Annotated in this window: 13 protein-coding genes and 1 pseudogene; all 14 read left to right on the top strand. The window is 38.9% G+C overall.

Annotated features, from left to right (window positions below):
• The coding region (locus J7R10_RS04165; RefSeq protein WP_208436383.1) for a Vomp family autotransporter at nt 1–4,530 on the top strand (4,530 nt) is incomplete at its 5' end.
• 2 nt (nt 4,531–4,532) lie between these two features.
• Nucleotides 4,533–5,117 carry an invasion associated locus B family protein gene (locus J7R10_RS04160; protein ID WP_010704634.1) on the top strand — a complete coding sequence of 195 codons (585 nt, stop codon included), beginning with the start codon at nt 4,533–4,535 and terminating at the stop codon, nt 5,115–5,117.
• Between the two features lie 794 nt (nt 5,118–5,911).
• Nucleotides 5,912–7,194 (top strand): annotated as a pseudogene (locus J7R10_RS04155) (Ppx/GppA phosphatase family protein); the annotation flags it as partial.
• Between the two features lie 43 nt (nt 7,195–7,237).
• Nucleotides 7,238–7,966 (top strand): RlmE family RNA methyltransferase, encoded by a 729-nt coding sequence (locus J7R10_RS04150; protein WP_010704635.1) that lies wholly within the window; start codon nt 7,238–7,240, stop codon nt 7,964–7,966.
• A gap of 177 nt (nt 7,967–8,143) precedes the next feature.
• Nucleotides 8,144–9,160 (top strand): GTPase ObgE, encoded by a 1,017-nt coding sequence (obgE, locus tag J7R10_RS04145; protein ID WP_010704636.1) that lies wholly within the window; start codon nt 8,144–8,146, stop codon nt 9,158–9,160.
• 11 nt (nt 9,161–9,171) lie between these two features.
• Nucleotides 9,172–10,311: a glutamate 5-kinase gene (gene proB / locus J7R10_RS04140; RefSeq protein ID WP_010704637.1), complete on the top strand. Its 1,140-nt coding sequence runs from the start codon at nt 9,172–9,174 to the stop codon at nt 10,309–10,311.
• Between the two features lie 40 nt (nt 10,312–10,351).
• Nucleotides 10,352–11,608, top strand: coding sequence for a glutamate-5-semialdehyde dehydrogenase (locus J7R10_RS04135; RefSeq protein ID WP_010704638.1), 1,257 nt, complete (start codon nt 10,352–10,354; stop codon nt 11,606–11,608).
• Nucleotides 11,609–11,637: 29 nt separating this feature from the next.
• Nucleotides 11,638–12,231, top strand: a complete 594-nt coding sequence (locus tag J7R10_RS04130; protein ID WP_010704639.1) for a nicotinate-nucleotide adenylyltransferase — start codon at nt 11,638–11,640, stop codon at nt 12,229–12,231.
• Between the two features lie 42 nt (nt 12,232–12,273).
• A complete protein-coding gene (rsfS, locus tag J7R10_RS04125) occupies nt 12,274–12,717 on the top strand; it encodes a ribosome silencing factor (RefSeq protein ID WP_010704640.1) in 444 nt (147 codons plus the stop codon).
• A 1-nt stretch (nt 12,718) separates the two neighbouring features.
• On the top strand, nt 12,719–13,201 hold the full coding sequence (rlmH, locus tag J7R10_RS04120; RefSeq protein ID WP_010704641.1) for a 23S rRNA (pseudouridine(1915)-N(3))-methyltransferase RlmH: 483 nt from the start codon (nt 12,719–12,721) through the stop codon (nt 13,199–13,201).
• Between the two features lie 96 nt (nt 13,202–13,297).
• On the top strand, nt 13,298–14,584 hold the full coding sequence (locus J7R10_RS04115) for a murein hydrolase activator EnvC family protein (protein WP_010704642.1): 1,287 nt from the start codon (nt 13,298–13,300) through the stop codon (nt 14,582–14,584).
• A complete protein-coding gene (locus J7R10_RS04110) occupies nt 14,574–15,884 on the top strand; it encodes a S41 family peptidase (RefSeq protein WP_010704643.1) in 1,311 nt (436 codons plus the stop codon). Before J7R10_RS04115 ends, J7R10_RS04110 begins: the two co-directional genes overlap by 11 nt.
• Nucleotides 15,885–15,920: 36 nt before the next feature.
• On the top strand, nt 15,921–16,445 hold the full coding sequence (locus tag J7R10_RS04105) for an RNA pyrophosphohydrolase (RefSeq protein ID WP_010704644.1): 525 nt from the start codon (nt 15,921–15,923) through the stop codon (nt 16,443–16,445).
• 110 nt (nt 16,446–16,555) lie between these two features.
• Nucleotides 16,556–17,116: an invasion associated locus B family protein gene (locus tag J7R10_RS04100; protein WP_010704645.1), complete on the top strand. Its 561-nt coding sequence runs from the start codon at nt 16,556–16,558 to the stop codon at nt 17,114–17,116.
• Nucleotides 17,117–17,299 lie beyond the last annotated feature (183 nt).

Raw genomic sequence — 17,299 nt, 5'->3', positions numbered from 1 at the left:
TCAGCGGTTGTTCATTATGATAAAACAGGTGATGACAATAACACTATTAATTATACGAGTGTGACTTTAGGGAAAGGAAAAGATTCCACACCTGTTGGACTTCATAATGTAGCTGATGGTAAGATTGGTGATGAGTCACATGATGCGATTAATGGTAGTCAGATTAATACAATCTCTGGAGATGTAGCTAAGTTTTTAGGTGGTGACGCTGCGTTTAAAGGGGGTACTTTCACAGGCCCAACCTATAAATTATCTAAGCTTTCTGAAAATGGTGCTGCAGAAGAAACTAGCTATGATAATGTTGGGAGTGCTTTTGAAGGTCTTGATACAAATATCAAAAATGTAAATCAGCGCATTAAGGAAGTTTCGCAAGGCGTTGCGCAAGATTCTTTGTTATGGGACAATAATGTGCAGGCTTTTGTAGCAAAGCATGGGGAAAAAGATAGCAAAACCAATAGCAAGATTACATCTCTTTTGGATGGAACAATTAATGAAAACTCCACGGATGCTGTGACGGGTAAACAGCTTCATACTCTAGGTGATAAAGTTGCAAAGACTTTTGGTGGAGGTGCTGGATATGAAGGTGGCGAATGGACAGATCCTAATTTCAAGGTAAAACAAATTGGTTCTGATGGCGATGTTACTGATGAATCCTATAAGACTGTAGCAGATGCTTTTTCTAGTGTTGGTAGTTCTTTCAAGAGTATTCATGATAAAATTAGCACTATGATAAGTGATAGCCTTGTTAAGAAGAATTCAGATAAGAATGATATTACTATTGGTGGAGAAGTAGAAGGCAGTGAAATCAATATAGCCAACAAGAGTGGTGTGGATCGGACGCTTTCCGGTGTAAAGGCAGCCACAAAGGATAATGAAGCTGTCAATAAAGCGCAGCTTGATCAAAGTTTGGAACAGCTTTCTAACAATCTTCAGTCAGATGATTCAGCAGTTGTTCATTATGATAAAGATGATAGAAATGGCGCCATTAATTATACGAGTGTGACTTTAGGGAAAGGTCAAGGTTCTTCACCTGTTGGACTTCATAATGTAGCTGATGGTAAGATTGCCAAGGATTCACGTGACGCAATCACAGGTGGTCAGGTTAACAAAATTGGTGAGGATGTAGCTAAGTTTTTAGGTGGAAATGCAAAGTTTAGTGATGGAGCCTTTACAGAACCAACTTATAAATTATCTAAAGTTTCTACAGAGGGTAATGTAGAAGAAGCTGAATTTAAAAATGTTGGGAGTGCGTTTGTGAGTCTTGATGAGAATATCAAGAACGTAAATGAGCGCATTAAAGATGTTTCTGAAAGTGTTGCCCAGGATTCTTTGAACTGGAACGAGGGAAAGAAAGCGTTTGTAGCGACGCATGGAGAGGACAAAGCAAACAGCAAGATTACATCTCTTTTAGACGGAGCGATTGATGATAGTTCCACAGATGCAGTTACGGGTAAACAGCTTCATGCACTAGGTGATAAAGTTGCCAAGTCTCTTGGTGGTGATGCTGGCTATGCAGAAGGTAAATGGACCGCTCCCAAGTTTACGGTTAAGACGGTCAATGAAAATGGTAGTGCTGTTGAAGAGCATGAGTATGATACAGTTGTTGCTGCTTTTGCTGGTGTTGGTGCTTCTTTTGAAAATCTTCAAAAAGAGATTACCCAAAGCAACACGGAGGTTGCTGAAAATATTAAGCAAAATGCCTTGCTGTGGAGCGAAAAGGATCATGCTTTTGTAGCGACGCATGGGAAAGATGGAGAGAAAGTAAATAGCAAGATTACGTCTCTTCAGGCAGGAGCTATTTCTGAGAGCTCTACGGATGCCGTGAATGGTTCACAGCTTTATTCTATGGGCAGCGATGTTGCGAAGTATTTAGGTGGTGGTGCTGGCTATGCAGAAGGCAAATGGACTGCTCCAAGTTTCAAGGTTAAGAGCGTCAATGAAGATGGCAAGACAGAAGATAAAGAATATTCTGATGTAGCTTCTGCTTTTGCTGAAGTAGGAACATCTTTCACAAACATTAAAAATGAAATTAACAAAGAAATTACCAATGTAGTCAGTGATAGTCTTGTTAAATTTGATGAGAAAACGAATCTAATCAAGATTGGTGGTGAAAAAGAAGGTGCGAGCATCAATATTGCAGATAAGGACAGCAAAGATAGAATTCTTTCCGGCGTGAAGAAAGCAGAGAATGATAATGAAGCTGTCAATAAAGGCCAGCTTGATGAAAGTTTGAAGGATCTTTCCAACAGTCTTCAGTCTGATGATTCAGCTGTTGTTCATTATGATAAAAAGGATGATGACACTAGCAGCATTAATTACACGAGTGTGACATTTGGAAAAGGAAAAGATTCTGCACCTGTTAGCCTTCATAATGTAGCTGATGGTACACTTTCTGAGGGATCGCATGATGTTGTCAATGGTGGTCAGGTTAGCAAAATTGGTGAGGATTTAGCCAAGTTCTTAGGTGGAGAAGCATCCTTTAAAGATGGAGCTTTTACAGGTCCAACCTATAAATTGTCTAAGGTTTCTAAAGATGGGCAATTAGAAGATAAGAGTTTTGAAAATGTTGGTGCAGCATTTACAGGACTTGATGAGAATATCAAGAATGTGAACCAGCGCATTAAGGATGTTTCTGAAAGTGTTGCTCAGGATTCGCTGAACTGGAATGAGAAAGAAGGAGCTTTTGTAGCGCAGCACGGAGAAGAAGGGAACAAAACCAACAGCAAGATTACATCTCTTCAGGCAGGAGCTATTTCTGATAGTTCCACGGATGCCGTGAATGGTTCACAGCTTTATTCATTGAATACAACGCTAGCGCAGTATTTAGGTGGTGGGTCTGGCTATGTAGAAGGCAAATGGACCGCTCCAAGTTTCAAGGTTAAAACAATCAATGAAGATGGTAGTGCTGTTGAAGAACAGAGCTATGAGAGTGTAGCAGAAGCCTTTGCTGGAGTAGGAACATCTTTCACAAACATTCACAATGAAGTTAAGAATGAGATTAACAAAGTTGTAGGTGATAGCCTTGTTAAACAGGATGAAGAAACCAAGGTTATTAAGATTGGTGGAGAGAAAACAGGTAATGAAATTACCATTGCAAACAGTGATGGTGCGGCACGTAGTCTGTCAGGTGTTAAGGCGGCAAGTCTTTCAGCAACATCGACAGAAGCTGTGAATGGTTCGCAGCTTTATAGTTTGAATACGACGCTAGCTAAGTATTTAGGTGGAGGAGCTGAATATAAGGATGGAGAATGGAAAGCACCAGAATTCAAGGTCACGACATATGATGATGGTGGTGTGTCTCATGAGGAGAGCTATGAGAGTGTAGCGGCAGCGTTTGCGGGTGTAAGCAGTTCCTTCATGAAGCTTCATAATGAGGTATCTAACAATCTCGAACAGAATGCTCTGTTGTGGAGTGATGAAGATCAAGCTTTTGTAGCACTTCATGGGAAGGGAGGCGACAGAAGCAAGAGTAAACTGAAATCTCTTTTAGATGGAGATATTTCTGAAGGTTCGACGGAAGCGATCACGGGTAACCAGCTTTATAGTTTGAATACGACGCTAGCGAAGTATTTTGGTGGTGAAGCCGGGTATAAGGATGGTGCATGGACTGCTCCAAGTTTCAAGGTTTTACAATTCAATGCTGATGGTAGTTCATCTTCTAAGCAGAGCTATCCTGATGTAGCGAGTGCCTTTGATGGTGTAAGTGAGAGTATGACGAGTATCAACGATCGTGTTCAAGAGGTTGAGAAGAATGTTGCGTCGAATGGTTTGAATTGGAATGAAGAAACAGGATCGTATGATGCTCGTCATAAAGGGGAAGCGAGTAAGATTACGAATGTAGCGGCTGGTAAGATAGAAAAAGGATCACAAGAAGTTGTGAATGGTGGACAGCTTTGGATCACAAATGAGAAGATAAAAGATGTTGAGAATAGGGTAGACACGATTGATCAACAGGTACAAGATATAACGATTGCGGTCACGGATGGAGCTGTTAACTATGACAAAGATGCAGATGGGAAAAAGACCAATAGCATCACTCTAAAAGGTGGGAATGAAAGTGAACCTGTTTTGATTGATAATCTTGCTGATGGTCGTATTGAGAAAGGCTCGAAAGAAGCAATTAATGGTGGGCAACTGCATGATTATACGGATCAGCAGATGAAGATAGTTCTTGATGATGCGAAGAAGTACACGGATGATCAGGTTGGTAGTATTGTTAAGAATGGTATTAACGAGGCGAAATCTTACACAGATATAAAGTTTGAGACGTTGAGTTATGTAGTTGAGGATGTTCGGAAAGAGGCCAGACAAGCGGCGGCTATTGGCTTGGCTGTATCTAACTTACGCTACTATGATATACCTGGATCTTTAAGTGTTTCATTTGGTAGCGGCACATGGCGTAGTCAATCTGCAATTGCTTTTGGTGCTGGTTACACCTCTGAAGATGGAAATATCCGTTCTAATATATCTGTCACGAGTGCTGGTGGTCATTGGGGAGTAGGCGCAGGGGTTACTTTGAGGCTGAGATAATAATGAAAGATATCATTATAAAAAAGCAAAATATTTTTGTAAGTATTCTGTTTGTCCTTGCCTTAATAGGCAAGGGCGAAAGTTTTGCTAATGAGAAAGATAATGTTTATACGGTGCATCCACCACAATTATCTATTCCTAAAGGAGAACCTGGTGAAACACGTCGAATCATTATGCAATTTGATTATTGGACTTTGATTTGTGATGAAAAACAAAAACTTAAGCAAGGTATATGTAATGTAACACAGACGGTTCATGATCAGGAAGATAATACTATTTTTAGTTGGTCTCTTGTTTCTACCAAAAATGGCCAAGCAGTGATGCTTTTTCGAACATTACCAAATACAGATTTAAATGTTCCTATTCGAATGTTTGTGGAGGGTGTTAAAAAGCCTATCCTTATCAATTATACGCAATGTAATGAAACTGTCTGCTTGGCACAATCACCTGTAGGACCAATTTTTAGCAAACAAATAGAACAAAACAAAAAAGTGCGTATTTCTTATAGAATTAAAGAAGGAAAAACATTTTATTTTACTGTGCCATTTAAAGGGCTGAGTGCCGCACTTTACTCGTTACAACGATAAATTGTATAGAGTACTTTTAGAAGGGATTATTTTCTCATAAATCGTTGCTATATTTTCAAATCTCAATGACACGGTGCAATGGAGTGAGAGTTTTTATACAAAATAGAGATATCTGATTTAAAAATATAACAGGTTTTACAAGCATGAAATAACAAGACATCATTTCATGTAAGAGAGAAACGAGCGAGAGTTTTTTGCAAGGCTTATAGAGTTCATTACATGAGCCATTAATAGTAAAAACTGCTCAAAATAGCTAGTTTAAAAGAGAGCACAACAAATAAAAATACGATTCCTTGGAACAAGGGAGGGATTGGTTTTATTTTTAAAAAACTTCATATAGATTTTTAGGGTAGTCTTATTGATATCAATAACTCCTGATTGAAGTACTGGAGTAGTTTTGATGTTGATGGCATAAAAGTGTAGCCATTCTGCAAAATATAATTACAGTGCTATTATTTCGTGGATACACAGAAGAATTCTAATTCAAAAAACTCTTGAGGAGTATAAATTCATCTTTTTACAAGTGAGGTACATTCTGTGTCTATGTAAATTCTGTAAAGAGAGTCTAAGCACGTTAAAAAATGGATGCGAACATAAATGATTATAGTTTCGGTCTATGATTTAATGAGAAGAACCAAAGGATTATGCAGATATCTGAAAATTTTGATGATAGAAAAAGAGATAATGTTTTCTTGATATTTGTAATTGAATGCTGCATTGTTACTTTAGTTTTAGTGATGAAAAAAACTCTCGGGTTTGTTTATTGGAGAAAAATGCTCAAGGGATAAGAAAACATGACCCCATTAGATTATGGTTCAAAAGAATCAAAGCAAGGAAGAGCATACGATACCAGAGCAGAAAAATTGTATGATTACCCTGATGACAATCGAAATAATCGTTCTGCATTATTACAGACAGGTGGGCGCTCTATTTCTGTTGATATAAAGCAATATCAGCGAAAAAGACATTGTAAACAGAAATTGATTCAAACGGACACAGCTTTTGAATTTCATGGTCAGGCAATTGTAGGTACTAAAAAAATAAAAAAAACAAAATGCCTTTTTTTCAAGGAATTAAAGTATCCGCCTCTTTATGCGGCACTTGATTTGGGAACAAATAATTGTCGTCTTCTTATTGCGTCTCCCAGTAAACCAGGACATTTTCGTGTTGTTGATGCTTTTTCACGTATTGTGCGATTGGGAGAAGGTTTGGTCAAGAATGGTTCTTAATACACAAGCAATGGATCGCACGATTGAAGCATTAAAGATTTGTCATTTAAAGCTAAAACAAAGGCGTATTAAGCGCTATCGCTTAGTTGCAACAAAAGTTTGCCGTTCGACGCAGAATGGTAGATATTTTATTCAACGCGTTTTGGATGAAACTGGTCTTGAATTGGAAATTGTTGATCGGAAAACAGAAGCGCGTTTTGCTGTTTCAGGGTGTGGTACACTTGTTGAACCTAATATTGATGCAATTGTGCTTTTTGATATTGGAGGAGGGTCATCGGAAATTGTACTCCCTTGATGTTTCTAAAAAGCGTTCTTTACGTTTAACTGAACAGATTACGGCGTGGATTTCACTTCCTGTTGGTGTTGTTACGCTTGCTGAGCGCTTTGGAGGAAATGAGGTTAATTTAGACGGTTTTGAAAAGATGAAAGGTTATGTACGAAGTTTGTTAAATAATTTTTCAGGCCGTCATAAATTAGGGGTTCTAGCTCAAGGTACAAAGTTTCATCTTTTGGGAATTTCTGGAACGATTACGACTTTAGCAGGAATGCACCTTAATTTAGAGCGTTATGACCGGAGGCAAGTTGATAGCATCTGGGTGAATGATGCAGACATTACTCTTATAATGAAGCGTTTATTGACATGGGATATAAAAAAACGCGTAACTAATCCTTGCATTGGACGAGAGAGAGCAGATTTAATTTTAGCTGGTTGTGCAATTCTAGACGTTATTCGAGAAGCTTGGCCCAGTCAACGATTACGAGTGGCTGATCGTGGATTGAGAGAAGGAATTTTGATAGAGTTAATGTTACGCGACGGTGTATGGTGTCGACATAGGAAGGAAAAAACTTCAAGCGCTAGTCAGTTATCAGAATACGGAGCAATGAGTAATAATGAAAAAGACGATAAAAACACCGGCTGGCGGATATGGTGGTTCTGGATCGCATGAATTATATCAGCGTGTAAAGAAGAAAGCAGGAACCATTAAAGCATCATCACGGCGGTGGTTAGAGAGGCATCTGAATGATCCTTATGTCCATCAGTCGAAAGTGGATGGTTATCGTTCGCGTGCGGCCTATAAGTTAATCGAAATTAATGAGCGTTATAAATTTCTCAAAAAAGGTCAAAAGATTATTGATTTAGGAGCGGCGCCTGGGGGATGGTGCCAAGTTGCTGTAGGTATAGTAGGGTCCAGTGATCAAAAAACTAGTGTAGTTGGTATTGATTATTTGCATGTTAATCCACTGCCTGGAGTTGTTATGTTGAAAATGGATTTTTTGCATGCAGATGCACCACAAAAATTAATTGATGCTTTAAGGGCAAAGCCGGATGTGGTTCTTTCTGATATGGCTGCACCAACAACAGGACATCGTCAGACGGATCATTTAAAGACAGTTTATTTATGTGAAGTGGCTGCGGATTTCGCTCTTTCAGTTCTTAAGCCTGGAGGGCATTTTTTAGCAAAAGCTTTTCAAGGTGGTGCAGAGAACTCTCTTCTCACCACATTGAAACAGAACTTTAAAACAGTTCATCATGTTAAACCACCTGCAAGCCGATCTGAATCCGTAGAGCTTTATCTTTTAGCATTGGGATTTAAGAGAAAAGCAGAAATACAACAATAGTTTCTTTTTTTCAAAAAGCGATAAATTTATTTGCATGGGTTTTAATGTTAAGGGTATTTTAAAACGACTATTGGCGATAGTGTTAAGAGTTTTTTTGAGTATCAATAATGAAAAACTAGTAAAACTGATACATTGCCTATAGAAGTAGAGGGATTGATTCCTCAGTGAGTGTTTCCAATGAAGTTTCTTGATCAAGCTAAAGTCTATATACGTTCTGGTGATGGAGGGGCAGGGGCGGTATCCTTTCGCCGTGAAAAATTCATTGAATTTGGGGGACCTGATGGGGGGAATGGGGGACGTGGTGGTGATGTGTGGGCTGTTGTTGTGGATGGGCTCAACACGTTGATTGATTATCGCTATCAGCAGCATTTTAGAGCAAAAACAGGGGAGTATGGTAAGGGGCGTAACATGTCAGGTGCAAAGGGTGATGATATCATCCTGAAAGTACCGATTGGCACGCAAATTTTTGAAGAAGATAATGAAACGTTGATCTGTGATTTAACAGAAGTAGGACAACGTTATCTTCTTGCAAAAGGGGGAAATGGTGGTTTTGGAAATCTTCATTTTACAACATCTACAAATCGAGCACCGCGTCTTGCAAATCCGGGACTTTCTGGAGAAGAGCGCTCACTTTGGCTTCGTTTGAAATTAATTGCTGATGGGGGGCTTGTTGGTTTACCGAATGCTGGAAAATCAACTTTTTTAGCATCAGTAACGGCTGCAAAGCCAAAAGTTGCAAATTATCCTTTTACAACTATTCATCCTCATCTTGGTGTTGCACGTATCGATGCTCGTGAATTTGTTTTGGCTGATATTCCTGGTTTGATTGAAGGAGCACATGAGGGTGTAGGGATTGGGGACCGTTTTTTAGGTCATGTAGAACGTTGCCGTGTTTTACTTCATTTGATTTCTGCTCAAGAAGAAGATGTCGCAAAAGCATACAAAATTGTGCGTAAGGAATTAGAGGCATATGGGAACAAACTAAGTGATAAGACTGAAATTATCGCTTTAAGCCAGATAGATACTCTCACTCTTGAAGAGCGTAAAACAAAACAAGAGATTTTGCAAAGAGCAACGGGTAAATCTGTTATGATATTTTCTGCAGTTAATCGTGAAGGTTTAGAAAATGTGCTCCGTGCTGTTGCACATGTTATCGAAATGGCACGTAAAGAGGATAATGGAAGCGAAAACTAGGGTTGGTGAAGATGTCCGTTGGATTGCAAAAACTTGCGCACTATAAACGCATTGTGATCAAAGTTGGATCTGCTCTTTTGGTTGATCCTCAGACAGGTTTACGTGCCGAATGGCTTAACAGTTTGATAAGTGATATTGCCCAGTTGCGTCAAAAAGGTGTTGAGATTTTATTGGTGTCTTCAGGTGCTATTGCTTTAGGAAGGACATTGCTACAGCTTCCTAAGGGAGCTTTGAAATTAGAAGAGAGTCAGGCATGTGCTGCGTTGGGACAAATTGAATTAGCTAAAACATATGGTGATGCGCTTGCTCAATATGGATTAAAAACAGGTCAAATTTTACTCACTCTCTTCGATACCGAAGAACGACGACGTTATCTTAATGCACGTGCTACAATTAATGTACTTTTGCGTTTTGGAGCTGTCCCCGTTATTAATGAGAATGATACTGTTGCAACAAGTGAAATTCGTTATGGGGATAATGATCGTTTAGCAGCACGAGTAGCAACAATGATGGGTTCGGATCTTTTAATACTTTTATCAGATATTGATGGGCTTTATACAAAATCTCCTCATCGTGATCCAACGGCTGAATTTATTCCTTTTATTTCCTCAATCACGAGTGATATCGAAAAAATGGCAGATGTGGCTGCTTCAGAGCTTTCTCGTGGAGGCATGAAGACCAAGCTAGATGCCGGAAAAATAGCGAATTCCGCTGGAACGGCGATGGTTATTACTTCAGGCAAGCGTATAAATCCTCTTGCGGCGCTTGACAGGGGAGAGCGCAGAAGTTTTTTTGCTGCTGGTGAAAAGCCTTTTAATGCTTGGAAAGCATGGATTTCAGGTCATTTAGATCCATCTGGTATTTTGACGATTGATCAGGGAGCGGTTAAAGCTCTTGAATCTGGAAAATCCTTATTAGCTGCAGGAGTTGTTGCTGTTGAGGGAAGGTTTAATCGTGGAGATACAGTTGCCATTGTTGATACAAATGGGGTTGAGGTTGCTCGTGGACTTGTGAGTTATGGAAAAGATGAAGTGATACGTATTATGGGTTGTAAAAACGAAGAAATTGAAACTATTCTTGGATATGAAGCACGTTCTGCTATGGTCCATCGTAATGATATGGTTTTACGCTGTATGACCGATTCTGCTTAAAAAATTATTTTTTATTATTTTAGCAGACTGGATGGATAGTATGGTGTTAAAAGAACAAATGAAGGATATGGGGCGAAAAGCACGCCATGCAGCAGCGGTATTAGCTGTTATGTCTTCTGAACAAAAGACCAAAGCATTAGAAATGATAGCTTTGAGTTTAGAAGCGCATTCAGTTGAAATCTTACGAGCGAATTGTCAGGATTTAGAGAATGCTGCTCATAATAATTTAAAGGCAGCGATGGTTGATCGGCTCAAATTAGATAAATTGCGTTTGCGTGCAATCATAGAGAGTGTACGCCAAATTGCTGATTTGCCTGATCCTGTTGGACAAGTGATGAGTGAATGGACCCGTCCAAATGGGCTTCATATTAGCCGTGTCCGTACACCTCTTGGTGTTATTGGCATCATTTATGAAAGTCGACCAAATGTTACCATTGATGCAAGTGCTTTATGTTTGAAGTCTGGAAATGCTGCAATTTTACGGGGTGGTTCAGATAGTTTTTATTCTGCTCATGGACTTCATTCGGCGTTGGTAAAGGGATTGGAGGAAGCTGGTTTTCCTAAAGATGCCGTTCAAATGGTGGGAACGACAGATCGTGGTGCTGTTGGAGAAATGCTGAAGGGTTTGAATGGTACAATTGATGTAATTATCCCCCGTGGTGGGAAAAACCTCGTTGCACGTGTTCAGTCTGATGCACGTGTTCCAACTTTTGCGCATTTAGAGGGGCTCTGTCATATTTATATTGATCAATCAGCAGATTTAGATATGGCGCGTAATATTGTTTTAAATGCAAAGTTGCGGCGAACAGCTATATGTGGTGCTGTTGAGACAGTTCTTATTGACCGCAAAGCATTAAAAAAGTTTCTTCCTGTTCTGACTGCATTACAGGAAAAGGGGTGTGAAATTCGTGCAACAGAAGATATTGTTTTTTTTATGCCAGATGCTAAATTAGCTACGGAAGAAGATTGGTCGCACGAATATCTTGATGCCATTGTTTCTGTAAAAACAGTTGAAGGTGTTGAGGGGGCTATTGCGCATATTCAACGTTATTCATCATGTCATACAGAGTCAATTATAGCTGAAGATATGAAGGTGGTGGAAATGTTTTTTAACCGTTTGGATTCAGCTATTTTGCTTCATAATGCATCTACACAATTTGCTGATGGAGGTGAATTTGGTTTTGGAGCAGAAATTGGTATCGCAACAGGAAAAATGCATGCGCGTGGTCCGATAGGTGTTGAACAACTAACATCATTTCAGTACCAGATCAAAGGAAATGGACAGATTAGACCTTGAAAAATCCATTTTTTCCTTGGAAAAATCGTATGCCCTATGTTGAAAGTTCCAATGTTGTTGGTCTTTTTGGCGGGTCTTTTAATCCACCGCATGCTGGACATCTCTTTGTAGCAAAGACTGCGATTCAGCGTTTATGTCTTAATCAATTATGGTGGATGGTTACGCCAGGAAACCCTTTAAAAGACCATACACATTTACCATCTTTAGATGAGAGAATGCGTTTAAGTCTTGAACGCATTGATCATCCGAAGATTCGCCTAACGGGTTTTGAACAGGCGATAGGCAGTAAAGTCTCAGTAGATACAATTTCTTATATTCTTGCACATCACCGTGGAGTACGTTTTGTATGGGTTATGGGTGCAGATAGTTTTGCAACGTTTCATCATTGGTATCGATGGCATGATATCATATCTATGCTTCCTGTTGCGATTATTGATCGTCCTTTTGTGCATATGCCAGCACTTTCTGCTCCCATGGCACACATTTACCGTTCTTTTCGTTTAGATGAGAGAGAAAGTATACGATTACCTTTTATGAAACCACCAGCTTGGACTTATTTGCATGGACCTTTGTCTTTTCAGTCTTCAACGAGTCTTCGTTTAAAGGAGAATAATTTTTCTTGAACATTTTATAAGATTCTGCTTCTCTCTTTTTTTATATTTCAAATGATAAGAAAGGATATTGGTCTGGAAAACGTCGCACAAAAACACTCTTACGGTATCGCATCTGTAACAGAAAAAAAAATCTTTTCTGCCAGTGATGGTCTTGAAATTATTCTCAAGAGTTTAGAGGATATGAAGGCAGAAGATATTATCTCTATTGATATTCAAGGTAAGTCATCTCTGGCTGATTACATGGTGATAGCTTCAGTATACTCACAACGTCATGTAACTGCTGTTGCTGACCATTTATTGCGCACTTGGAAAGACAGTGGATATGGTCTTGCGAAGGTAGAAGGGCTTGTGGGAGGTGATTGGGTATTGATTGATACAGGTGATATTATCGTCCATCTTTTTCGTCCAGAAATTCGTCTCTTTTATAATTTAGAAAAAATGTGGCTTGCTCCAGATTTAAAGAATACAAAGTCAATTCTCTTTGGAGATCATTAACATGCAAATTTCTATTTTTGCTGTTGGTCGCATGAAAAAGGGAGCAGAGCACAAATTAGTTCACCATTATTTGGATCGTTTTTCTAAAAGTTCTGGAAGTGTGGGATTTCATTTTAAAAAACTACAGGAGATATCAGAAAGTCATGCTCGGACAGCATGGCTGCGTATGGAAGAAGAGGGAAAAAAGCTTATTGATTTTTTGCCTGAGAAGTGTCAGTTAATCGTGTTGGATGAGCGTGGAAAGTTGATTTCATCATCTGCTTTTGCTGAAAAATTAGGTTTTTATCGTGATAAAGGTGTCCGTGATCTTATCATTGCTTTAGGAGGTCCTGATGGGCATAATGATCAAATAAGGAAACGTGCTGATTTTCTTTTGTCTTTTGGTTTGATGACGTGGCCACATCAAATTGCGCGCATACTTCTTACAGAACAGCTTTATCGTGCTGTAACAATTGCAAGCAATCATCCGTATCATCGTTGTTAATATTTTTGTGCAAATTTTAGCACCTATTGATATATTTATTAATATTGTTTTAGCGGACATCATTTAAAGCATCGCTAGTGTATGTGATGATGCTTAATGGTTGGACAAATGAAGAAGCTTCTTCATAGAAAGATGCGACATTTATATGAGGAATGCGTGATATTTGTTGTGCTATTTTTGAGCATTATGGGGGGGGGCTTTTCTGTATCGTATGCTGAAGTTACAATAAATAATGTAGAAGCAGCACATAAAGCATTGATAGAAACTCACCAAAATATTTCACTTTCGCGTGAGCGTGTTGTTTTTCTTACGCGTCAAGTTGAACGTTTAAAGAAAGATCAGCATGCTTTGAGCGATGCACTCATAAAAGCTGCTAAAGCAGAACGTGCAGCAGCAAATGATATTGCTGAAAGGGAAGAAAAGCTAAAAAAAATGATAGAACAGCGGGTACAAGTTCATAAAAAATTGAAAAATAGGCGTGCTGAATTTTCTGAAGCTCTTGCCATTTTAGAACGCATGGGATTAAATCCACCTCCTGCTCTTCTGCTGCGGCCCGAGGATGTGTCAGCTTCTATACGAAGTTCTGTTTTATTAGGGGGTATTGTATCTCAAATGCAAGAAAAAACACAGGCTTTAACAGAAACTCTGAAGGCGTTGACCAATTTGACCAATTCAATTGCTATAGAATACACAGCATTAAAAACGAATATGCAAAATCAAGCAGAACAGCGGAAGCGTTTAGAGCTTTTATTAGATAAAAAAGCACAGTTACAAAAAAAATCAGAACAAGAACTTACAGAGCAGAAACAAAAAAACATTATTCTTACTAAAAAAGCGCAATCTTTGGAGGAATTGATTTTAGAGCTTGATCGTCAATCAAAACTGAGTTCTGATACATCAATACAGGTAAAGAGAAATTTACAATTATTAGAGCAGTCCAATTTTGAAAGCCGAAAAGGCTCTTTACTTTTGCCTGTTTTGGGAAAACGCGTGCAACATGTTGATAAGAGTTCGCAGATGACACGCTTTGGTGAGATGATTGAAACAGAAGCATCCGCTATTGTTATATCACCTGCTGATGCTTTTGTTGCTTTTGCTGGACCATTTCGTTCTTATGGACAATTAATTATTCTCAATGTTGGAAATGGTTATCATATCGTTCTTATTGGAATGTCGAGAATCAATGTTGCTCAAGGGCAGTTTGTTCTTGCTGGTGAACCTCTTGGAACAATGGGAAAGCAATTTATTGCGAACAGTGTTGCATTGGATATAGGCAAAACTGCTCCAATGCTTTACATTGAGTTTAGAAAACAGGGGAAGCCTATAAATCCAACTCCTTGGTGGCGTACTGAAAAAACAAAAAGGAACCAAAATGATTCGTAAAGTTATTCTTTTGGTCGCTGGGGTATTTCTCGGCGCCTGTTCAATGATTATGGTGCAGTCTGTTGCTGCCAATAACGAAGGTGATGTGTACAAAGATCTAGCCATATTTGGCGATATCTTTGAACGCGTACGTATGCAATATGTGACGGTTCCAGATGATAAAAAACTTATTGAAAATGCTATCAATGGGATGCTGACATCGCTCGATCCCCATTCTTCGTATATGAATGCGCAAGAAGCCAAGGAGATGCGAGATTCTACAAAGGGAGAATTCGGAGGTCTTGGTATTGAAGTAACCATGGAGAAGAACTTAATTAAAGTTGTTTCTCCAATGGACGATACACCTGCTTCAAAAGCAGGTATTTTGGCAGGGGATCTCATTTCAAAAATCGATGGTGTACAGACGAATGGCCTAACATTGAATGAAGCTGTTAGTAAAATGCGGGGTGCTCCTGGAACACCAATTACGTTGACAATTATTCGTTCTGGTGTTGATAAGCCACTCGAAATTAAGGTTGTTCGTGATATCATCAAAGTAAAGGCGGTGAAATATCGTGTTGAGGATGATATTGGATATTTAAGAATTATTCAGTTTTCTGAGCAGACTTTTGGCAATCTTCAGGCTGCGATTAAAGATGTTCAGTCGAAAATTCCTCAAGATAAGTTGAAGGGATATGTTCTGGATTTGCGGCTTAATCCTGGTGGTCTTTTAGACCAAGCTGTGAGTGTTTCGAGTGCTTTTCTTAATAAAGGTGAGATTGTATCGACCCGTGGGCGTAAAAAGAGTGATGTGACGAGATTTGATGCTAAACCAGGGGATATCATCAATGGAAAACCTCTTATTGTGCTCATTAATGGTGGTTCGGCAAGTGCTTCTGAAATTGTTGCAGGTGCCTTACAAGATCATCGTCGTGCTACAATTTTAGGGACACAATCTTTTGGTAAGGGATCTGTTCAAACGATTATCCCCTTAGGTGAAAATGGTGCTTTACGTTTAACAACAGCACTTTATTACACACCGTCTGGCACTTCAATTCAAGGAACTGGGATCACACCTGATATTATTGTAGAGCAACCACTCCCTGAAAAATATAAAGGCTATGATGTAAAGATTGGTGAATCTACATTAAAAGGACATATTAAAGGGAAGCGGGAAAACAATAAAGGTTCTGGATCAGCCGCTTTTGTTCCGCAGGACCCTAAGGATGATGTGCAATTGCATGAATCTTATAAGTTGTTACGGGGTGAAATGGCACATGCAGCATTTCCACCAGATCCTCATAAAGATATTTTAAAGTAAGAAAGAATATGTACAGCTTATGCTGGGGATAATTGAATGAATGATACAGACACTAACTTAAAAACCCTTCCTTATAGGAAAGGTGTTGGGATTGTTGTATTTAATCATGCAAGTAAAGTTTGGGTAGGGCGTCGTTTAATGACGTGCGCTCATGCCAATACTGAGATGTCTCACCGTTGGCAGCTTCCTCAAGGAGGGATAGATGAGGATGAAGAGCCATTAAATGCAGCACGTCGTGAACTTTACGAAGAAACAGGTATCCGATCAGTAGAGTTGATTAAGGAAGCAAGGGATTGGTTTCATTATGATTTTCCACAAGAACTTGTTGGGTGCACATTAAACAATAAATATCGTGGACAAATGCAAAAATGGTTTGCTTTTCAATTTACAGGGGATCTCTCTGAAATCGCAACTAATCCCCCACCAGATAGTAATAAAGCGGAATTTGACCAGTGGAAATGGGTTGATTTGGAAACCCTTCCTTCGATTGTTATTTCATTTAAAAAGCATGTTTATAGGAAAGTCGTCGACGAATTTCGAGGTAGCCTTAGACGATTATAAAGGCTATATAATTACGGAAAGCTCTTTTTTATTAAGAATGCTTTATATTATGTGTATTATTTAAAGATAATAAGCGTGTTTCTCTTTTATGTAAAGAACTGGAATATAAAATGAAAAAGTTATTTAATTTACTTATAGCCTTTACTCTTTTGAGTATTTCTTCTGTAGCATTTGCATCAGGTCCGAAATCTGCTGAAACGAAAAATGCAGCGGCTACACTGCCAAATGGTGCTTCTTCTTTGGCTGAAACCTACGGCTTGTGGACTATTAATTGTGGTATACAAGAGGGAAAAAAAGTTTGTTTCATGCACCGTCAAGAGGTGAATGATCAGGGCCGTGTTGTTGTGGCTATGAATGTTACTCTCAATGCTGATGGTGTGGTATCTGGTAATTTAACAGTTCCTTTTGGCATTTTGGTTTCTAAGCCTGTTCGTTTACAAGTCGATGAAGGAAAAGCTGCTATCGAAACCGGTATTCGGACTTGTGTACCAGCAGGTTGCGTTGTTCCTATAGTGTTTGATAAAAATCATGTGGCGGCTTTACGTGCTGGGAAGCATTTGAAGTTAGCTATGACAATTGCTGCTCCAGGTGAACCACCTTTGAATGATTTGTTCGTTCAGCTCAATGGTTTTAGCAATGCCCTTAACCGTTTGATGGCTTTGCAGAAATAATTTTAAAAATACAATAAAGACGGCCTTTAAAGGCCGTTTTTAATTTGATTTTTTTATAACATACTTACAGTTAAAGACGTAATTATTGTATAAAGAATGTTCAGAGTCTTTTTTGAAAGTTTTCAGATTATTCACTGTTGCTTTTATTTTAATAAGATATTTTTTGTTTCTCATATTTGTTTA

The organism is Bartonella vinsonii subsp. berkhoffii ATCC 51672 (assembly GCF_902825225.1).
GTDB lineage: Bacteria > Pseudomonadota > Alphaproteobacteria > Rhizobiales > Rhizobiaceae > Bartonella > Bartonella berkhoffii.
This window is presented reverse-complemented; position numbering and strand designations above follow the sequence as displayed.

Coding starts and splice junctions, on each gene's coding strand:
- rsfS (WP_010704640.1), top strand. CDS start 12,274: ATGATAAGAAAGGATATTGGTCTGGAAAACGTCGCACAAAAACACTCT.
- J7R10_RS04150 (WP_010704635.1), top strand. CDS start 7,238: ATGAAAAAGACGATAAAAACACCGGCTGGCGGATATGGTGGTTCTGGA.
- J7R10_RS04130 (WP_010704639.1), top strand. CDS start 11,638: ATGCCCTATGTTGAAAGTTCCAATGTTGTTGGTCTTTTTGGCGGGTCT.
- J7R10_RS04110 (WP_010704643.1), top strand. CDS start 14,574: ATGATTCGTAAAGTTATTCTTTTGGTCGCTGGGGTATTTCTCGGCGCC.
- J7R10_RS04115 (WP_010704642.1), top strand. CDS start 13,298: ATGGTTGGACAAATGAAGAAGCTTCTTCATAGAAAGATGCGACATTTA.
- J7R10_RS04100 (WP_010704645.1), top strand. CDS start 16,556: ATGAAAAAGTTATTTAATTTACTTATAGCCTTTACTCTTTTGAGTATT.
- J7R10_RS04105 (WP_010704644.1), top strand. CDS start 15,921: ATGAATGATACAGACACTAACTTAAAAACCCTTCCTTATAGGAAAGGT.
- proB (WP_010704637.1), top strand. CDS start 9,172: ATGTCCGTTGGATTGCAAAAACTTGCGCACTATAAACGCATTGTGATC.
- rlmH (WP_010704641.1), top strand. CDS start 12,719: ATGCAAATTTCTATTTTTGCTGTTGGTCGCATGAAAAAGGGAGCAGAG.
- J7R10_RS04160 (WP_010704634.1), top strand. CDS start 4,533: ATGAAAGATATCATTATAAAAAAGCAAAATATTTTTGTAAGTATTCTG.
- J7R10_RS04135 (WP_010704638.1), top strand. CDS start 10,352: ATGGTGTTAAAAGAACAAATGAAGGATATGGGGCGAAAAGCACGCCAT.
- obgE (WP_010704636.1), top strand. CDS start 8,144: ATGAAGTTTCTTGATCAAGCTAAAGTCTATATACGTTCTGGTGATGGA.